Origin of the sequence: Paenibacillus anaericanus (assembly GCF_003994475.1) — a bacterium.
In the GTDB taxonomy this organism is placed as follows: domain Bacteria; phylum Bacillota; class Bacilli; order Paenibacillales; family Paenibacillaceae; genus Fontibacillus; species Fontibacillus anaericanus.
The window spans coordinates 176,115-195,031 of the sequence record NZ_RZNY01000006.1 but is presented as its reverse complement, the minus strand read 5'-3'; the positions used below and the strand labels follow the sequence as shown (position 1 = coordinate 195,031).

The following is an 18,917-nucleotide window of genomic DNA, read 5'->3' as shown; positions in this document are numbered from 1 at the left end:
AATCCTTGAGTATGCGACTTAGGCTAACGTTGAGTCTTTTTTTATTACCATGATTCTAAAAATCAGAAGAAAGGGAGTTCTCACGCTGTAAAACCAAGTAATTGCATACGAATAGTAAAAAAACAAAACGAGGGGGAAATTTAAATGAGCATTCAGCCAAATGAAAGTGTGGAATTACTGGAGATTGTACCTATTGGTGGGCGTGTGGGCGCAGAGGTTAGGGGAGTAAGATTATCTGGTGAGCTGGATGCTCCTACCCTAGATTCGATTCGGGAGGCCTTGCTTAAGCACAAAGTTTTGTTTATCCGTGGTCAAGAACACCTGGATGATGCCGATCATGAAGCCTTCGCCAAATTGTTGGGAGAACTTTACAGCCACCCAACGGTCCCCACAAAGCCAGGAAGTCAAAGTATTCTGGAACTGGATTCTCAGCATGGCGGGCGTGCAAATGCATGGCACACAGATGTCACGTTTATTGATGCATATCCAAGTGCTTCGATTCTGCGGTCTATCGTAATCCCTGCTACTGGTGGTGATACGGTATGGTCCAATACTGCTGCTGCTTATGATAGTCTTCCACAAGAATTAAAAGTTCTAGCGGAAAGTCTGTGGGCGATCCATACCAACGCTTACGATTACGCGGCAACCTTTCAGTTAAAGGGAGAGGCAGCGCGCCTGTATGGGAAGACTTTTGCAGGTATATGAAACTGAACATCCACTCGTTCGCGTTCATCCAGAAACGGGTGAAAAATCGCTGTTGCTCGGCAGCTTTGTCAAACGAATTTCTGGTGTTTCCGCCACAGAATCCACGCGACTGTACGAAATTTTTCAAGAACATATTACACGACTTGAGAATACGGTTCGTTGGCATTGGGCTGTTGGAGATGTGGTCATCTGGGATAATCGCACTACACAACACGTAGCTGTTAATGATTATGGCGACCAACATCGTGTTGTGAGACGCGTAACGCTGGCCGGAGAAGTACCAATTAGTGTCGACGGTAAGCGGAGTGTTACCCATTTGCCATTGGCTCTAGTTTCAGACGAATCTACAGAATCCGCTTCATAGACCTAATTCTTAATAAAAAATAAAAGGAGACTTCCTACTTATGAAAAAAAATAATGTGTTTAATAAAGTTATATTTACTCTTCTGGCATCCTTCTTACTTCTGGGCACGATATTTGTTGGAAGTGCTACTCCTGCCCAGGCGGCCAAGGCAGACAAAGATAAGTTGACGATTAACGTTGCGGACAATGGTGGAGGAAGCATCTTATCGATCATTAAGGAAAAGGGTTGGTTAGAAGCGGAATTCAAAAAGTACAATGCCACGGTTACTTGGTCTGAATTCCCAAGTGGTCCTCCAATTCTCGAAGCGTTTGCTGCTAAGCGTGTGGATTTTACCTTCTTGGGTGATGGTGCTGCGCTGCAAGGGCAAGCCGCTGGACTTAAGTTTAAGAATATCGCACTCATTAGCGATGGCAAGGGGATTTCCAAAATCCTTATTCCTACAGATAGCAAAATTAAGAGTGTAAAGGATCTCAAAGGCAAAACAATAGCTGTGGCCAAAGGTACAACGTTTCACGTGTTTTTGCTTAAAGCACTGATCAAAAATGGGTTAAAAGAAAGTGATGTAAAGCTTGTTAATCTCCAGTTAGCCGACGGATTGCCAGCTTTCGTTAGCGGAAAAGTAGACGCTTGGGTAACTCCGGAACCATATGTAACCCAACTAATTAGCGCAAAAACAGCAAAGTTGTTACCTGGATTGGATACTACCATTCCTGCACCATCAGCACTTATAGCCCGTTCTTCAATTATCAAAAGTCATCCAGAGTTGGTAACGGCCTTCTTGGAGGTGTACAAAGAAGCGATCGCTTGGCGTGATGACAATCTAGAGGAAGCGGCACAATTAGTAGCTGATAAGAAAAAGTATCCAATTGAGATAATTAAAATACTCAATAATAGCTTTAACTATACGCTGACTCCGATTACAAAAGAGGCAATTGACGCCCAACAGAAAACGGTAAATCTTTTGTACGATGCTAAATTTCTAAAAAAGAAAGTCAAATATTCTGATTCTATCGACAACTCATTTATAAACAAGGTTCTTAAATAATAAAGGATATACACGGCAAAGAGAGGATAGTCACCTGTCCTCTTTAGCCATTTATATCACAAGGAGGTATTCTAATGTCTACAGCTTTGCTGCAAATCAGAGAGGTAAGTAAAACCTTCCATTCAGATGGAGGAGATACAGTAGCTTTGGATCAAATTGGTCTAGCGGTGAATACAGGAGAGATTGTATCTATTATTGGGCCGAGTGGCTGCGGTAAGAGTACATTGCTCAAAATTGTCGCAGGTTTAGACATAGATATTGAAGGAGATGTGTTGTTGGAAGGAGAACCCATTACTCGTCCTTCCCGTGAAAAGGGTTTTATTTTTCAGGAGCATCGTTTATTCCCTTGGTTAAATGTTGAACGTAACATTGCTGGAAATCTTTCTCTGCGTGACCCGGCTGTACGCCGTCAAGTGGATGATTTGATTACACTTGTTAAATTGCAAGGATTCGAGAAGACATATCCGAAACAGTTATCCGGTGGGATGGCCCAGCGGGTAGCTATTGCCCGAGCATTACTGCGTAATCCAAAGGTATTGTTACTTGATGAACCTTTCGGCGCTTTAGATGCTTTCACGCGGAGTCATATGCAAGAAGCACTTCTTGATATATGGCGAGAAAATCGTACGACGATGCTATTCGTCACTCATGATATAGATGAAGCGGTTTTCTTATCCCATCGCATTGTTGTACTAGATTCTCGGCCGGGACGGATTAAGTCGATCATCACAAATGACTTGACCTTACCGCGTAAACGTACGAGTACTGCATTTCAGGAACTACGTACCGTTGTCCTGCGAACATTAGAGCATACAGAACCGGAAAAGGAAAGCTGGGAAATATAAATTCAACATAGAAAGGTAGATGATTTATTATGTCCTTAACCCCTTCTGATACGGCATCTAATTTGATAGAGAAGTCTGGTAAGCCCGTTCTGAAGACGCTAAAAAACCAGAGCAGTGCTCCCGCCTTAAGAATAACCCAGAAGAATCGTAGTTCAAAGGTGAGAAAACTCGTCTTAGGTAGCGTGCTGCCAGTGCTAACTTTGGTAGTGTGGCAATATGCTAGCGCAAACGAGATTGTAGATGCGACCTTGTTTCCAGCTCCAACTACCATTGTGAAATCATTTTATGATTTGATTGTGACTGGTGTTCTATATGAACATTTACAGATCAGCGTCGTACGAGCTATACTCGGTTTCCTACTTGGCGGTAGCTTAGGGTTATTGTTAGGTCTCATCGTGGGGATGTTCAACCGAGCAGAGGAAGTATTCGATCCCACTGTGCAAATGCTGCGGACAGTTCCGCTACTTGCGATTACTCCGTTGTTTATCCTCTGGTTTGGTTTTGGGGAATTGTCTAAGGTATTGTTAATTGCGCTTGGAGCTTTTTTTCCGTTATATGTGAACACATTTCTTGGTGTTCGAAATGTTGATTCGAAGCTGTTTGATGTGTCTAAAGTGCTGGAATTCAGTCGTATTCACCAAATAACTCGCCTTGTTCTTCCAGCCGCCATGCCTAACGTGTTACTCGGCTTGCGCTTGTCAGTAAGCGTTGCTTGGCTTGTACTAGTCGTTGCGGAGCTAATGGGAGCTGACAAAGGGGTCGGCTATATGATCCAAGATGCACGTTCGTTCATGCAGACGGAGGTAGTGTTCGTTGGTATCATTCTATTCGCGGCTGTCGGCAAACTGACAGATTCTTTCGTTCGTTTATTAGAGCGGAAACTCCTCAAATGGCAAGATAGTTATAAGGGGTAGAAGTGGAAATTAGCGTAACTGCTATATCGTAATTGAATAGATATTAAGATGATAAAGGCCGTAAATCTCAATTCTAGTTGAGAGTTTACGGCCTTTATGAGTTTATAGATTGAAAGTTTCATGAAAACTCTGTTACTCTAATAGAGTCAGTATTTTTACCAATAGACACTATTTCACTAATGAAGGGATTTTACGTCATGAGAATTATGCGCATCATCGCCCAAGTTGTGTTGTTGTATTTATTTTACCTCTTAGGTGATTATCTACAACAGCTTCTTCATCTCCCGATTCCAGGCAGTATTGTGGGCCTATTAATACTTTTTGTATTATTACTATGTAAGATCGTACCTGTAAAATGGATTGAGGACGGATCGACTACGGTGATTGCTTACCTTCCGTTATTTTTTATTCCAGCAACAGCTGGGATTGTGAATCATATGGACATTTTTAGCGGAAGAGGGCTACTGTTGATCGTTATTATTATTGTGAGTAGCGTCTTAACCATGGTAGCAGCAGCGCATTCCAGTCACTGGATTGCCGTGTTGAGTAAGAAGAGTAAGAGAGAAAAGGGGAACGAATCATAATGTTTTTTATTGCAGCTGGAATTGTTCTACTTAATGTAACTATATATTTGGTGATGTCTAGGATTTACAGAAGATTTCACATTCCTATACTTTTGCCTGCCCTAACGGCAACCGTTGCTGTTGTAGTACTGCTATTATGTTTTGAGATTCCATATGATACATACATGATCGGTGGTCAATGGATTAATAAATTATTAGGCCCTGCTGTAGTATCTTTAGCGTACCCTCTATATAAGCAACGCCATGTACTGCGTCACAATCTTCCTGCCATCTTGGGAGGAACGATTACGGGTCTACTCGTAGGGATGTTAAGCGGGATGTTGTTGGCGGCGGCAGCTGGATTTTCGAAAATGTATGTTCTCTCCATGTTACCTAAATCGATTACGACACCTGTAGCCATACAGATCTCTAGTAATCTGGGCGGCGATTCTTCCTTAACTTCAGTATTTGTCATGATTGCCGGATTCACGGGTGCAATTGGAGGACCTTACATTATTAAATGGTTTAGAATAAAAAGTACAGTGGGAATCGGGATCGGTTTGGGGGCTGCTTCTCATGCTCTAGGTACTGCAAAAGCGCTAGAATACGGTGAACAGTCCGTATCGATGAGCTCAGTGGCAATGACCGTATGCGCGATTGTTGGCTCGATTGTTGGTCCACTGGTTGCGTGGATGATCTATTCATTGTAGGAATATTGAAGGAGGAGGGAGAAAGCGTATGAGAACTTATATTTATTTAGTTCGACATGCTATTTCTCCATTTTCCCTGGAGCATATATGAAACTCGGGGCTACCCAAAGACATGATTAGAGCCATTCCTGTTTTAAAATATTTTTAAGTGAATCGACTTGTTCTTTGCCGATTTTATCTTCTATTTGTTGCACAAGTTGTTGCCTCACTACCCGCAATCTTTCACAACATTGTATACCTTTTTCTGTGAGGACAATATGTTTATCACGGAGATTCCCATCTACAACTACCCCCTCAACATATTCATTAACCAATAAACCCTGCACATTTTTATGTGTACCTTGTCTGGATATCCCAATTATTCTGCTAAGCTCAGAGATGGAAAGTCGTTCATACACTTCTAACATAGCCAATATATGTGATTCAGTTTTATTAATTTCATCCACGCTTTTTTCACTTATCTTTTTCCGTAAATAGGAATGCTTTTCACTAAGTAAATCTATTAGGTCCAGGTGTTGTATATAGTTCTTCATTGTAAATGTCTCCAGTACGTATTTTCTGATAGTATAAATTACAGATTTTTTATTGTCAACTTAGTTGACGATAAAACTCTTTTTGTGATAATGTAAACCAAGTTGACAAAAAACATTACACAAAGGGGTTTTTAATTTTGGGCAAGAATAAAAAAGAAGCATTTGTATTCACATTAATGATGTGCGCTTTAATGGTATTGGGAATGAGTGGATATAATGTGATTTTGATCAAGGGATTCACGAACGAAGTAATAAAGGATGTCTTGATTGGCTATATTCCAACCTTTATTGTTGCATTAATAGTAGAGGTATTTATAGTTGGCAAGATAGCTAAAGGAATTGTCCATAGAATGCTGAAAGACAACGATCCATTATTTAAAAGAATCTTATTAACTTCATTATTTATGGTCTCAGGTATGGTTCTTTGTATGTCGTTATATGGAGCACTCATCCATGGAGGTCTTTCATCTGAGTTACCTAGGGCGTATCTTACAAACATAGGTAGGAACTTTATATTCGCGTTACCGCTACAATTGATCATTGTGGGACCCATATCAAGATGGCTATTTTCAACCATTTTTTCAGCAAAAGTAGAAAGCACTCCATCAGTATAGATGGAGTGTTCTGAACACCTTGACAATATCCAACGTTGGATATAATATATCCAATATAAGGTATATGGGAGGAGTTAGTTAGGTGATTCGTGCTCTGATTTTATATTATTTAAGTATCAAACCGACCCATGGATATGAAATTCAGAAATTTATCCAAGTTTCAGGTGCAGATACGTGGACCAAGATTCAGTCTGGCTCCATTTATTATGCCTTGGCAAAATTAGAAAAAGAAGCATGCATTCAAACTTTGCGAGAAGAGAGAACCGGTTCACGGGTGCGAAAGATTTATGAGATAACCGAGACTGGGCAGAAAGAATTAGTCCATGAATTGAAGCAAGAATTATCCAAACCCATCGTATCAGCAGATGCAGATAAATTTTTAATTGGGAGTATGTTGAATGAACTACCCAAAGATGTGTTGCAACACGCCTTAAGAAGTCATATTACTGAATTGCAAGAGAAAAAAGCTTTTTGGGAAAAATGGAAACAGGCCAAAATAAGTGAGAAAAGCTTATTAGCAGATAAAATTAGTTTCGACATGACGATCGATAGTTTGAATTATCAAATCCTCTGGCATGAGGAAATATTGAATAATACAGACTCATATATTGAAGTGGGTATCGAAATGCAAAACTTAATCAAGTCTATTGATTTTTCCAATATTGATGATAAGTATTCTTCTACAACTGAGCTAAATGAAACAGTCTATATTCAGGAGTTAAGAAATGAGATTATCAATAATCCTGCAAGCGCTGCTGAGAATTTAGATAAATTAATTGAAGAACTTAAGAAAAAATAACTTAAATCACACGAGTCTCAAGCTCGTGTTTATTTAAACCATAATATCCAACGTTGGATATGCAAGATTAATTATATAGGAGGGGTAATAATGAGTAATGCAGTGCTTGAAGTGAAGAACTTACATAAACAATACGAAGGGAAGGCCGTTGTGGACGGGATTTCATTCGAAATTAATGCGGGCGATATTATTGGCTTTATTGGTCCAAATGGAGCAGGGAAAAGTACATCAATTAACTTGATATCGACTATTGTTGAATTTGATCAAGGTAATGTTATGTATCTGGGTAGGGAGATTCGCAGACATGAAAAGGACTATAAAAAAGCTTTAGGAATTGTTCCTCAGGACCTCGCTATTTATGAGGATTTGAATGCTTATGACAATGTTAAGTTCTTTTGTTCCTTATATAACATTAAGGGCAATCAATTAAAGGAAAAGGTTAAAGAGGCTTTAGAATTTGTTGGATTGTGGGATCGACGAAAGGAGCTTCCGGCTAAATTCTCCGGGGGGATGAAGAGAAGGTTAAATATTGCTTGCGCCATAGCACATAGCCCTAAGCTTTTAATAATGGATGAACCTACTGTAGGAATTGACCCACAATCTAGAAACAACATTATGGAGGCAGTGTTGAGACTTAATAAAGAAGGAACAACAATAATTTATACCTCTCATTACATGGAGGAAGTTGAGACTTTGTGTAACCGAATTGTGCTTATGGATAAAGGGGTTATTGTAGAGGATTTGGATAAGCAAGTTTACAAGAGCAAGTATGCTGCTCAAGGGCTCCATAGCCTTGAAGAAATTTTCTTGCATCTTACAGGCACAGATCTTAGAGATATGGAGGTATAACCAGATGGATCACTTTCTTCCATTACTGAGTCTAGGTTTGAAAAGAAGAAGCAAAGATTTTTTTGTCCTATTTTATAGCATTGTATTTCCGATGATTGTTATATTGCTGCTAGGCTATCTATCTTCGAAATCTTACGGCAATGTGCTGTCCTCTTATCACTATTATGCCATTGTTACGGTTCCGTTTTGCAGTCTAATGGCTGTTAGCACCGTTTCCTATGCTACTCAAGATGAAAAGATGGCTAATACATCTCTTCGATTTCTAACAGCACCTATTACCAAAGTCGAATTGATTTTATCGAAATTATTTTCTTGTGCGATTGTATTGTCTTTATGTAACGTGGTCACTTTGGGAGCTGCCAAACTATTATTTCAAATGGACTTTAAAGGTAATTTTTTTAACATCATAATTTTGCTAACTGCTGAGACATTCATGGTTTCAGGGATAGGTGTTTATCTAGGATTGGCCTTTAAAAACTTGAATGCAGTTCGCAATTTTCTAAATTTGCCACTCTGCATATTTGGCTTTCTAGGAGGTGCTTTCTTCCCTATCGGTTCGTTAAATCCAATCTTCGCAGGTATTATAAACACCTCCCCTTTAACTTGGGTGAACCGTGGAATCGTATCGAGTATCTATGATAATAATGCGCAGATCCTATGGACAGTAACGATAATTTTTGTTCTAATAGGTGTTATTTTTACCGGCTTAACGATTCTGTTCTTTAAAAAGGAGGCTTTCAAATAATGAGCACATGTATCGTATTTACTAATAATTTCAAAAGAGGTTTGAGCAATAAAGTCACATTTCTAATCACAGCTTTCATTCCAATAGTGGTTATTATTCTTGGTATATGTGCTAATTATTTCAGTCAACCTTCTTTCAATATTGGATTACTAAATTCGGAACAATCGGATGTATCTCAGAAAGTCGTTCAATCATTGAAGGACACAAAGGGAATACAAGTGGGTTTCGCCAGCAGCAGTACACTTCAAACAGATCTGATAACGGGTAAATTTACTGCGGTAGTGGACTTTTCAGGAGAAGAAGGCCATTTCACACTTTTATCGAGTAAAAATGAATCCGTAACAAAAGAACTGGAACAATTGATCAATCGTTATATGGCTGATCCAGTGTCCATCATCGATATCAACAGCCTACAAGAAACTTCCTTAGGTATTCCTCAACGAACAATGGCCTTTATCGTCATGGTGCTAATGCTTACATCCACAGTAACGGCTTCAATCATGATCAAAGATAAGAACACTGGAACATTTACAAGATTTTTGTATTCTCCGCAAAAGGTAGCCACCTATATAGTAGGAAATATTCTTTATAATTTTACAATCTCTTATATTCAATTTGTGATTGCCATACTTATGATTTCTCTCTTTCGGGTAGATATAGGTATTCATTATTACAATCTACTATTGATGGGAATATGGGTATCAGCTTTAGCAACTGCCTTTGGCACATGCATCGCTTCATTATTTAAGAAAGAAATGTATGCTAATTTGTTCTCATCTTGTATAGCGCTAGTGTTATCCCTTATTGGAGGAACATTTGTAGCTGTTGATAGAATGCCAACCCTGTTAACGTACATCAGTGTAATTAGTCCAACAAGATGGGTAATAGAAGCAACAACTTATATGGAAAAAGGACATTTATGGTTTTCGACTCCTAAATATATATCGATATTAACCTTATTTATTCTAATCTTCGCTATCATTGCGATTATAAGTAATAAAAAAGGAGCTAGGAAATGACCTTGAGATATACTTCCTGTATATGGGTGTACAGGAAAGTTACTCTTTTTTATCCTTTATAAAAGGGATTATATAAACTCTTGTCGAATCAATATATAGATATGAGATATTGGTGTGTTAACATGGATATAACGCTTACAACTGGTCTATTACATAGATTTACGGCATATAAATAAATAACTAGATTTAGCGCATTACTCTATATAATGAATATAGGCAGGTGATAAGGTGATGATTCTCTTTATTTCTATCGTATCTATCGTAATGTTATTAAGTTTTATAGTTATTTTGCGAGTGCTATTAATGGAGAGAACCCTACTTAAGAAACTTGCCTATCGAGACGGGGTTACTGGGGTATTGAACCGTAATGCGATGGATCGTTTCTGGGGGAAATGTTCTGACAAAAGAGCACTTGCGGTACTATTTCTCGATTTAGATCACTTTAAAGATATCAACGATACATTAGGCCATCAGGCTGGTGATTTGCTGCTGAGAGAAGTAGGTCAGTGTTTACAAGAAGTAATGCAACATAACAAGCAGGTATTTCGATTGGGTGGCGATGAATTCGTTATCATCATGACGAATGTTACTCTAGAAAATGCTGAATCCATGGCGGCACGAGTGTTAGATAGATTAAGTAATCCGTTTGTCATTCAAGGACAGAAGGTAATTATTTCAGGAAGTATTGGCATTAGTTTCAATCGGGCGAGCAAGGTAAAGCGTTCCGAATTATTCAAAGAAGCGGATATGGCTATGTATCAAGCCAAACGACTTGGCAAAGGTCGCTATTCTGTATTTAATGAGGACAAGCATAGCTATTACAAGGCGACTGAACTTATAACTGTGTTAAAAAAATCAGCTAATTCATAATGAAAGAACATTACAAGGGGTGCCGACGTTAATATCGGGACTCCTTTGTTTATGTTATATAGAAATAAAGATTGTGGGGGGAGTAGGAATGGGATCATTTGAAGTAATTAGCTTGGATATGTTCCAAACCTTGGTGAATGTAGAAAGTCGTAGGGAACAGATTTGGAAGAGGATTTTACAAGAGTCATATACATATGAAATTGCATGTCAACATGGTAGATCATTGTTAAGTCATTATTATTCTGTATCTACCGAGGCAAGGAAGTCCAATCAATTTGTTCTAACGAGTGATATATATAGAAGCAGTTTTGAGAGGATATTTATGAATCATAATATTTCGTATGATAGCCTTGCTGCTGTGGATATATTATTTCAGGAGCATCGATTGTCAGCATTTTATGAGGAGACAGAGGCTGTCCTGGAGCGTTTAATTAAAGAATTTCAAGTTTGCATTGTAAGTGATACGGATATTGTCATGTTACCTGATTTTTATAAGAACTATCCTATTCATTTGTTTGCTTCCGAGCAATATCAGTCTTATAAGAATGATCATGACAACAAAATGTTTAAGGAAGTCATTCAACATTATGGTGTCGACCCGTGCAAAGTAATTCATATCGGTGATACCGCTTCGGATGTGTTAGGAGCCAAGCGAGCTGGAATAACTGCTTGTTGGATTAACCGAGATCAGCAGCCATGGAACCAAGATATTAAGCCTGATTATATTATTAAGTCATTAGATGAATTATTCCAAATTGTAGTATAGTTGGAGTGTATGAATAAATATTGTTGAACCATATAATAAGGAGTGATTGAAATGTTACAAGCCTTTATTTTTGATATGGACGGCGTAATTATCGATAGTGAACCAATACACTTTGATGTGGATATCCAGACGATGAAGTATTTGGGACATGATATTACGGAGGCAGAATTGGAAATATACGTAGGTATGACGAATCCCGCAATGTGGAAATCCATTAGACAGGAATTCAATCTGAATCAAACGGTAGAGGAGATTATTGAATATCAATTAGCTAAGAAGATCAGCACGCTGCGAGGGTTGGCAATTGAACCTATTGATGGGATCAAAGAGCTGCTAATCAATTTGAAAGAGTTTGATATCCCGGTAGCCATCGCCTCTTCATCTCCAAGGATTTTCATTGAAGAAGTATTGTCCAAGTTTGGAATGGAGAATGATTTTGATTGTGTGGTTAGTGGTGAAGAAGTTGACAAAGGGAAGCCCGCACCAGATGTGTATATTGAAGCAGCACGGCAGCTAGGTGTAGATGTGAAGCATTGTATGGTATTAGAGGATTCACGAAATGGGATTACCGCAGCTAAAGGGGCCGGGATGAGATGTATTGGATACGTTAATCCAAACTCGGGTAATCAGGATCTATCCCAAGCTGATTTTATTGTAGAGGACATCGGTGAGATTATACTTGAACCTTTTATGGATTAGAAAGGACGTTCTATAACTATGAATAGCAAATTAGTGATGATAGAGGGATTACCAGGTTCGGGCAAATCTACCCATGCCAAGTGGGTACAGGAGTTATTGATGGAGAAAGGAATTGATGCAAGATTATTTACTGAAGGAAACCTGGATCATCCCGCGGATTACGATGGAGTGGCATGTTTTGAACAGGATGGATTTATGAATTTGCTATCAGAATTTCCGAGCTATAAAGACATTTTAGAAGATAGAACACTAAGACAAGGACAACACTATCTGATCCCTTATCGCAAACTGCAGGAGGAGGGGGTTGATTTTCCAGATGAACTAATGAATAAGATCTTTCAAAAGGATATTTATGAACTACCATTTGCGGAACATGTGCAACTAATTACAGATAAGTGGGCTCGATTTGCCGAAGAAGCAATTCAGGGGTCCGTCACGTATATCTTCGAGTGTTGCTTCATTCAGAATCCAATGACCATAGGGTTAGTGAAGTATGATACACATCAATGGGATATTTTCAATTACATATTACAGTTAGAAACAGCGATCAAAGATTTAAAACCATTAATAATCTATATGAATCAAAGTGATGTAAAGGCCTCTTTCGAGAAAGCAGTCGGGGAGAGACCTAAGGAGTGGTCAGACGGATTTATTGATTATTATACGAATCAAGGGTTCGGTAAAAATGAAGGGTTAAGCGGAATAGAGGGAACGATTGAGGTGCTTCGGCAAAGAAAGAAACTCGAACTACATATATTGAGCTTGCTCAAAATGAACAAAACTTTATTGGACAATTCGCAATTAGATAGTAATAGAAGCAAACAAGAGCTTAGAACTATTATTAATGAGATGGTGTGAAAAAATAGAGTAGCTGCTCCGAGGGGGGATTTGAACATCAATTACATGAATATTGAATATTTAGCTGAGGGCACTCCGATTCAAAAGGAAGTATATCAGCTACTTAAACAAGAACGAATCATGGAACAGCTAGAGGGTTATTCGCCGATTCTCGTGGGGACGATTCCGCTAGATATCAACGTCGAGGGCAGTGATTTGGATATTATCTGTGAAGTCAGTGACTTTGATTCTTTTGAGCGATATGTTGAAATAAAGTTTGGTTCGTACGAGGGTTATACTTGTATTCGCCGTTATGTAGATGCTGTACAACGAATCAAAGTTAATTTTCAGTGTGGGCACTGGCCGATTGAACTCTTTGGTCAAGACATTCCCACGCAGGAGCAGAATGGTTACCGACATATGATCATTGAGCATAAAATATTGGAGGTACATGGGAAGCAATTTAAGGACAGAGTGAGAACGCTGAAACAAAGTGGAGTGAAAACGGAGCCCGCTTTTGCTCAGATTCTTGGTTTGGAAGGCGATCCATATCAAGCGCTTTTAGAATATATTGATTGGGAGTAGTTGTTAATTTATAATGATTAGCAGAACACAAAAACACATTCTGGTCGGTAGTCCAGAAGCATGGAGTAGTCCAGGTCAGTAACCTTCCCCCCTCGGGATGTCCATTGTTCTGATCGGTTGTAGAGGGGGATTCACTTGAAGTTAACTGTTTATTTTGAAGGTCAGTACTGGGTTGGGGTAGTAGAGGTTACGGTGGAAGGGAAACTTAAGGCTTATCGGTATATTTTTGGAGCTGAGCCTAAGGATCCTGAAATTCTGGAGTTTGTGAATTTTCGTTTATTGTCAGTGATTAACGGGATAACGCAAGCTGTAGGAGTAGAGGATGTTATGAACCCAACCGGACGAATAAGCCCGAAGCGACTGGCACGATTAGCGGCTCGGGAGACAAGCGCACGGGGGGTATCCTCATTTGCTCAGGAAGCTCTTAGACAAGAATATGAACAACGGAAGAAAGAAAAACAAGTGAAGAGCAAGGAAGAGCGAGAGCGTGTGGATGATTTCAAACGGAAATTAAAAGTGCAAAAGGCGAAAGAGAAACATCGTGGTAGATAAGCAAAAATCGGGGTTATCCCGATTTTTGCTTTTTTTGAATGAATGATAAATGTCTCTATGTTTAGTAGTTACTATAGGATATAATATCCGAAATATTATAAATGGAAGAAAGAGGGTCAGCTTATGGCACACATTACGGGAAATCGGATTACGCTTAGGGAATATCGGATCGAAGATTTGGAATCCATACGTCAGTGGGTTAACGACCCGGACATCGTCGACAATTTGAGCGATATTTTCACATATCCTCAGACTCTTCATAGTACGGAGTCCTTTTTACGTATGATGATTGAAGGTCAGACGCAAAGTAAAGGATTTATTATTTCTGAAAAAGAAAATTTAAACTATATTGGGCAGATTGATCTACATAAGCTAAATTGGATAAATCGATCAGCAGTTCTCGGCATCGTTATTGGCCGTAAAGATTTGCTGGGACAAGGCTATGGCGGAGAAGCTATTAACTTAATGAAGTCATTTGTGTTTGAAACTTTGAACCTGAACCGACTTGAATTGGAAGTATATGATTTCAATGAGCGAGCCAAAAACTGTTATCTCAGTTGTGGCTTCAAGGAAGAAGGTCGACAACGGCAAAAGTTGTTTAGAAATGGTAAGTATGTCGATGTCATTATGATGAGTATTCTAGCTGACGAATATCGCAAGTAACTTGAAACTGACTCCATAACTCGCCTCCATATAGAATTAATTCTTGAATTCGAAGGATTCCGAGGAGTTATTCTTCCGAAACACCCCCGGTGTACAGCCAGCCCACGACGTAAATTGGCGACTGAAGCTTTGTACGTTCTCGTAACCGATACGGTGAGCAATGCGCTCAATTGAATCGTTGCTCGTTACGAGCATATGCATCGCTTCTTGCTGTTTCAACATCATTAAATACTTCTGCGGCGGTATGCCGTAGGATTCTCGGAATAGCCGGTGACAGTGTCGCCGGCTTATTCCTAGTTTCCGTGCAATTCCCTCCAGCCAATCACCTGTTAGATTATCCTCTGTTAAAGTGATCGCATCATCGGATCTAAGGACTAAACTTTGTATCTCTCGGGCGACCCGGGAAGATAGTTCGGAATGATAAGCAGGGTGAAATCTATTACTTCCAGAGATCATATAGTTTTGCAATTCGTCAAGAATGGTGTACAAACCCCGTAGCAAGGACATTTTTGAATCAGGGCGTTCGAATAACGTATCCATCAAGTTTCTAATATATGGAACCAGTGTTTTATTTAATGGATGATCCGTTGGATAGAACCCTTGATTCTCCGCCCCGATTAAATGCAGGAGCCAAGGTTCTTCGATATGAATATGAAGGGTGAAGAAGGAGACCTTTTCTGCTTGACGAACTTGGAAATCGTGAGGCTGCATTGGAGAGACGATAATTAAGTCGCCTGCTTGTTGTTCATATTCAGAGGCTCCAAGTATGGCAGTTTGAACGCCATCCAGCACCAGTAAAACTTCGAACATCATATGATGGACATGTCGTCCGCAGATCCAGCCTTTGTCGACCGTTCGAGTATGCGGAGCAAACAAACAAATTTCAGAACGAATATGAGGAAACATAATATCGGGATAGATTGTATTCATAGATGAAAGCTCCTTGATGTCCGATTTGGTTAATGATTATGCGTAATACAGACCGAATATGTTATAGAGAAAGAGAACTAGGAGTTCTATACTTAACTCTGGTGTTATTGCTGGTCGAAAGCGGCTAAGCTCATAGACATACTATTTTATTATAAGCTATAGGTGGGTGGATTACATGAGTAAGACCGAGATTTCATTAGATTATTCCAAAGTATTTGAGAACGAGCAGTCGGCTAAAATGAAGCCATTTAGTTTACTAACCAAATTATTCCGTGAACATTTCGGAAAAGTCGCATTATCAGCCCTATATTATACGGTTAAAGCTTCACCAATGTGGGTGCTTTCAATCATAACAGCCAATATTATTAACATCATCAGCTATCCTGATAAGCATTCTATGAATGAATTTTGGATTAATCTGGTGGTTGCTATTGTAGTGATTGTTCAGAACATACCAACACATACACTTCATGTTAGTTATGTCAGTAAAGCAGTTCGGCATGTTGAAGCGGGGTTACGGAGTACCTTAGTTAGGAAAATGCAACAGTTGTCGTTAAGTTATCATGGAGATATGAATGCTGGGCGATTGCAGTCCAAAGTGCTTCGAGATGTCGAGGCCATCGACTTCCTTTCTCGACAGATGTTGATGACAATCATTCCAGCCGGAATCAATCTTTTAATTGTAATTGGCCTAACCTTATATCATAGCTGGATCGTTGCTCTATTCTTTGTGTTAATGGCGCCAGCATCCATTTTTTTGGTGCGTTTCTTCAGTGCTCAAATGTCAAAACGCAACCACGATGTTCGGAAAAATATAGAGGAAATGTCCGGCAAGGTCTCCGAGACGGTAGAGATGATTCCGGTTACGCGCGCACACGGTCTGGAAGATGTGGAAATCCGCAAAGTTGATGCTGCCCTGGAAGGGATTCGGGAACGCGGGCATCGTTTGGATGTACTCGAAGCCTATTTCGGCTCATCGAGCTGGGTTGTATTTCAGTTGTTCCAGGTAGGGTGTTTGTTCTTCAGTGCTTACCTGGCTCACCTTGGCTATATGCAAATTGGTGACATTGTTATGTACCAAAGCTTCTTTAACATGATTATTGGATCAGTTACATCTATTCTAAATGTTTACCCGAATTTGGTGAAAGGTTTCGAATCACTGCACTCTGTGACCGAAGTGCTTATGTCCGATGAGACGGAAGAGTACAAAGGGCGTCAGAAACCTGAATCTGTTCGTGGTGAATTCAAATTTGAGAACGTAAGTTTTCAATATAAAGATTCAGACAGACACGTATTTGATGATTTCACCTTGAAAGTGAAACCGGGGGAGACGGTTGCATTTGTTGGGGAGTCAGGTTCAGGGAAATCAACTATTTTGAGTCTGATTATTGGTTTCTACAAGCCGCAAGGTGGGAATATTTGGATAGATGGTATTTCTATGAGTGAACTGAGCATGGCAAAATACCGACAATCCCTCGCGATTGTACTGCAGGATAACATCCTGTTCTCTGGAACCATCCGTGAGAATATTACTTATGGGTTACCGCATATTTCAGAAGAGAAGGTTCAGCAAGCGATCTGGATGGCGAACTTGCAGGACGTAATCGAGAATTTGCCAGACGGACTTGAGACGTCTGTCGGCGAGCATGGTGGGCGTTTGTCAGGTGGACAACGTCAACGTATTGCGATTGCACGCGCTTTGGTCCGAGATCCACAAATTATCATTTTGGATGAAGCAACTTCGGCTTTGGATAATTTATCTGAACGCCATGTGCAGCAGGCCATGGAGCAATTGATGAAGGGAAGAACTACATTTATCGTGGCTCACCGCTTATCTACGGTGAAGAATGCCGATAAGATCGTCGTGATGAAGAAGGGGCGCATTGTTGAGAGTGGAACTTATGAAGAACTTCTCAAACAAAAAGGTGAATTCTATAAACTCAAAAATTTATAATATTCTGTTCATTAAACCCGCATTTTTTGCGGGTTTTTATTATTTTTCGGCAACATTCCAAAGTATGGAAACGTCAAGAGATACAAGAGGATATTTCCAGTCATGAAGTACATAAAGTGAAGTCGCATCGTGGAAGAACCTCAAGATATATATAGGGGGCATAAAAATGCGCAAATGGGGAACATTTTTCACCGTTATGATTTTAGCTTTATCTTTATTGCTTGGGGGTTGCGGGAGCGCTAACAAAGACATGGCCAGTAGTTCTAAGGCGAATAGTGGAAGTAGTACAGAAACTTCAGATATGATGTTGAACACTACCACTTCTACGGAAAGCTTATCGTTATCTCAAGAGGCAGAAGCTCCTGCAGCAGCTCCTGCAGCAGATCTTGGTGGAGAATCGCAAGTTTCAGATACATCTGCTGCGGAAGCTTCTGATCGGGCTGCTTCAGGATTTATGCCTGCGGATTCGGCGGCTGGTCTGAACAAGAAGTTGATGTATAAGGCGAATGTTGTTATGGAAGTGACTGATTACGGTAAAGCTCAATCCGCGGTACGTAACCTCGTTACTTTAACGGGGGGGTACATTGTTGAGTTCTCAGAGAGTCAATCGCAGGATGAACGTGGAGGTACCTTTATTCTCAAAGTACCAGCATCCGGCTTCTCTTCCTTTCTGGATCAACTGGAGAAGATGAAATCTGAATCACAGCAACGCAGTATCCAGGGTCAGGATGTTTCTGAAGAGTATGTGGATATGGAGTCTCGCCTAAAAGTAAAGGAAGCGATGGAAGCTAGGTATCTTAAATTTATCAATGAAGCGACCAAAACGAATGAATTAGTGGAGTTTGCCAACGAACTTGAACGAATTCAAACGGAGATTGAGCAAATCAAAGGTAGAATGCGCTATATTGATAAGAATGTTTCTTTCTCAACAGTTGAGATTCGATTGTATCAACCGGAAGAGAGTCTTATTACAAAATCGAAGGAAGATACTCCATTGTTGGAGCGGGCTAAAAACGCCTTAAGTGGAAGCCTTGAAGTATTGTCTATGATCCTACAATGGGGAATTGTCGTATTGTCGGGAGCTTTACCAATTATTATCATCGGTGCAGTGATAGGTATCCCATGGTGGTTACTACGCAGAGACCGTAAGCGTAAAGAAGTAAAGATAAATCATACTATATTGTCGGAAAAGTTCAAACCAGAAGTCGGAGAATTATTAGATTCTCATTCTGATCCTAGCAGTGAAGTGAAGGAAGTTAAGAACGACCTTGAGAAATGATAATAGATAATCCATGATCCAGTGGCAGGTGAACAGTGTCCCTTTGCAGGGTATATAACAACGAAAGAGGCTGACCC

The 18,917-nt window shown here is 39.8% G+C and carries 21 protein-coding genes and 1 pseudogene; 20 read left to right on the top strand and 2 right to left on the bottom strand.

The window, feature by feature from the left end; all coding sequences use genetic code 11:
* The first annotated feature begins 144 nt into the window (after positions 1–144).
* From EJP82_RS09895 to EJP82_RS09870, 6 genes and pseudogenes are all read left to right on the top strand, one after another.
* Positions 145–1,069, top strand: a pseudogene (locus tag EJP82_RS09895) (TauD/TfdA dioxygenase family protein).
* 40 nt (positions 1,070–1,109) lie between these two features.
* Positions 1,110–2,114, top strand: a complete 1,005-nt coding sequence (locus tag EJP82_RS09890; protein WP_127191889.1) for an ABC transporter substrate-binding protein — start codon at positions 1,110–1,112, stop codon at positions 2,112–2,114.
* Between the two features lie 74 nt (positions 2,115–2,188).
* Positions 2,189–2,959, top strand: coding sequence for an ABC transporter ATP-binding protein (locus tag EJP82_RS09885; RefSeq protein WP_127191888.1), 771 nt, complete (start codon positions 2,189–2,191; stop codon positions 2,957–2,959).
* Between the two features lie 29 nt (positions 2,960–2,988).
* Positions 2,989–3,873, top strand: a complete 885-nt coding sequence (locus EJP82_RS09880; RefSeq protein ID WP_127191887.1) for an ABC transporter permease — start codon at positions 2,989–2,991, stop codon at positions 3,871–3,873.
* Between the two features lie 197 nt (positions 3,874–4,070).
* A complete protein-coding gene (locus EJP82_RS09875; protein WP_127191886.1) occupies positions 4,071–4,457 on the top strand; it encodes a CidA/LrgA family protein in 387 nt (128 codons plus the stop codon).
* Complete coding sequence (locus EJP82_RS09870) at positions 4,457–5,146, top strand: LrgB family protein (RefSeq protein ID WP_170220167.1); 690 nt, start codon at positions 4,457–4,459, stop codon at positions 5,144–5,146. Before EJP82_RS09875 ends, EJP82_RS09870 begins: the two co-directional genes overlap by 1 nt.
* 116 nt (positions 5,147–5,262) lie before the next feature.
* Here EJP82_RS09870 and EJP82_RS09865 read toward each other — a convergent pair whose 3' ends face one another.
* A complete protein-coding gene (locus EJP82_RS09865; RefSeq protein WP_127191884.1) occupies positions 5,263–5,679 on the bottom strand; it encodes a MarR family winged helix-turn-helix transcriptional regulator in 417 nt (138 codons plus the stop codon).
* Positions 5,680–5,816: 137 nt separating this feature from the next.
* On the opposite strand from EJP82_RS09865, the gene EJP82_RS09860 reads away from it, so the two are divergent.
* From EJP82_RS09860 to EJP82_RS09805, 12 genes are all read left to right on the top strand, one after another.
* The gene (locus tag EJP82_RS09860; RefSeq protein ID WP_127191883.1) at positions 5,817–6,293 is read left to right on the top strand and encodes a DUF2798 domain-containing protein; all 477 of its coding nucleotides are present in this window, start codon (positions 5,817–5,819) and stop codon (positions 6,291–6,293) included.
* An 82-nt stretch (positions 6,294–6,375) separates the two neighbouring features.
* Positions 6,376–7,092: a PadR family transcriptional regulator gene (locus EJP82_RS09855; protein ID WP_127191882.1), complete on the top strand. Its 717-nt coding sequence runs from the start codon at positions 6,376–6,378 to the stop codon at positions 7,090–7,092.
* A 90-nt stretch (positions 7,093–7,182) separates the two neighbouring features.
* Positions 7,183–7,941 carry an ABC transporter ATP-binding protein gene (locus EJP82_RS09850; RefSeq protein ID WP_127191881.1) on the top strand — a complete coding sequence of 253 codons (759 nt, stop codon included), beginning with the start codon at positions 7,183–7,185 and terminating at the stop codon, positions 7,939–7,941.
* Between the two features lie 4 nt (positions 7,942–7,945).
* A complete protein-coding gene (locus EJP82_RS09845; protein WP_127191880.1) occupies positions 7,946–8,686 on the top strand; it encodes an ABC transporter permease in 741 nt (246 codons plus the stop codon).
* Positions 8,686–9,705, top strand: a complete 1,020-nt coding sequence (locus EJP82_RS09840; protein ID WP_127191879.1) for an ABC transporter permease — start codon at positions 8,686–8,688, stop codon at positions 9,703–9,705. The genes EJP82_RS09845 and EJP82_RS09840 overlap by 1 nt, the downstream gene beginning before the upstream one ends.
* Positions 9,706–9,936: 231 nt before the next feature.
* A complete protein-coding gene (locus EJP82_RS09835; RefSeq protein ID WP_127191878.1) occupies positions 9,937–10,575 on the top strand; it encodes a GGDEF domain-containing protein in 639 nt (212 codons plus the stop codon).
* Between the two features lie 88 nt (positions 10,576–10,663).
* Positions 10,664–11,341: an HAD family hydrolase gene (locus EJP82_RS09830; RefSeq protein WP_127191877.1), complete on the top strand. Its 678-nt coding sequence runs from the start codon at positions 10,664–10,666 to the stop codon at positions 11,339–11,341.
* A 51-nt stretch (positions 11,342–11,392) separates the two neighbouring features.
* Positions 11,393–12,040, top strand: a complete 648-nt coding sequence (locus tag EJP82_RS09825) for an HAD family hydrolase (protein WP_127191876.1) — start codon at positions 11,393–11,395, stop codon at positions 12,038–12,040.
* 18 nt (positions 12,041–12,058) lie between these two features.
* Complete coding sequence (locus EJP82_RS09820; RefSeq protein ID WP_127191875.1) at positions 12,059–12,898, top strand: P-loop NTPase family protein; 840 nt, start codon at positions 12,059–12,061, stop codon at positions 12,896–12,898.
* Positions 12,899–12,928: 30 nt separating this feature from the next.
* Positions 12,929–13,462 (top strand): DUF4269 domain-containing protein, encoded by a 534-nt coding sequence (locus tag EJP82_RS09815; RefSeq protein ID WP_127191874.1) that lies wholly within the window; start codon positions 12,929–12,931, stop codon positions 13,460–13,462.
* 135 nt (positions 13,463–13,597) lie between these two features.
* Positions 13,598–14,014 (top strand): YjdF family protein, encoded by a 417-nt coding sequence (locus EJP82_RS09810; RefSeq protein WP_127191873.1) that lies wholly within the window; start codon positions 13,598–13,600, stop codon positions 14,012–14,014.
* 123 nt (positions 14,015–14,137) lie between these two features.
* The gene (locus EJP82_RS09805) at positions 14,138–14,677 is read left to right on the top strand and encodes a GNAT family N-acetyltransferase (RefSeq protein ID WP_127191872.1); all 540 of its coding nucleotides are present in this window, start codon (positions 14,138–14,140) and stop codon (positions 14,675–14,677) included.
* A gap of 36 nt (positions 14,678–14,713) precedes the next feature.
* Here EJP82_RS09805 and EJP82_RS09800 read toward each other — a convergent pair whose 3' ends face one another.
* Positions 14,714–15,607, bottom strand: coding sequence for a helix-turn-helix domain-containing protein (locus EJP82_RS09800; RefSeq protein ID WP_127191871.1), 894 nt, complete (start codon positions 15,605–15,607; stop codon positions 14,714–14,716).
* Between the two features lie 175 nt (positions 15,608–15,782).
* On the opposite strand from EJP82_RS09800, the gene EJP82_RS09795 reads away from it, so the two are divergent.
* Both EJP82_RS09795 and EJP82_RS09790 read left to right on the top strand, forming a co-directional pair.
* Entirely contained in the window at positions 15,783–17,561 is a 1,779-nt protein-coding gene (locus EJP82_RS09795; RefSeq protein ID WP_127191870.1) for an ABC transporter ATP-binding protein, read from the top strand.
* A 166-nt stretch (positions 17,562–17,727) separates the two neighbouring features.
* Entirely contained in the window at positions 17,728–18,840 is a 1,113-nt protein-coding gene (locus tag EJP82_RS09790) for a DUF4349 domain-containing protein (protein ID WP_127191869.1), read from the top strand.
* Positions 18,841–18,917 lie beyond the last annotated feature (77 nt).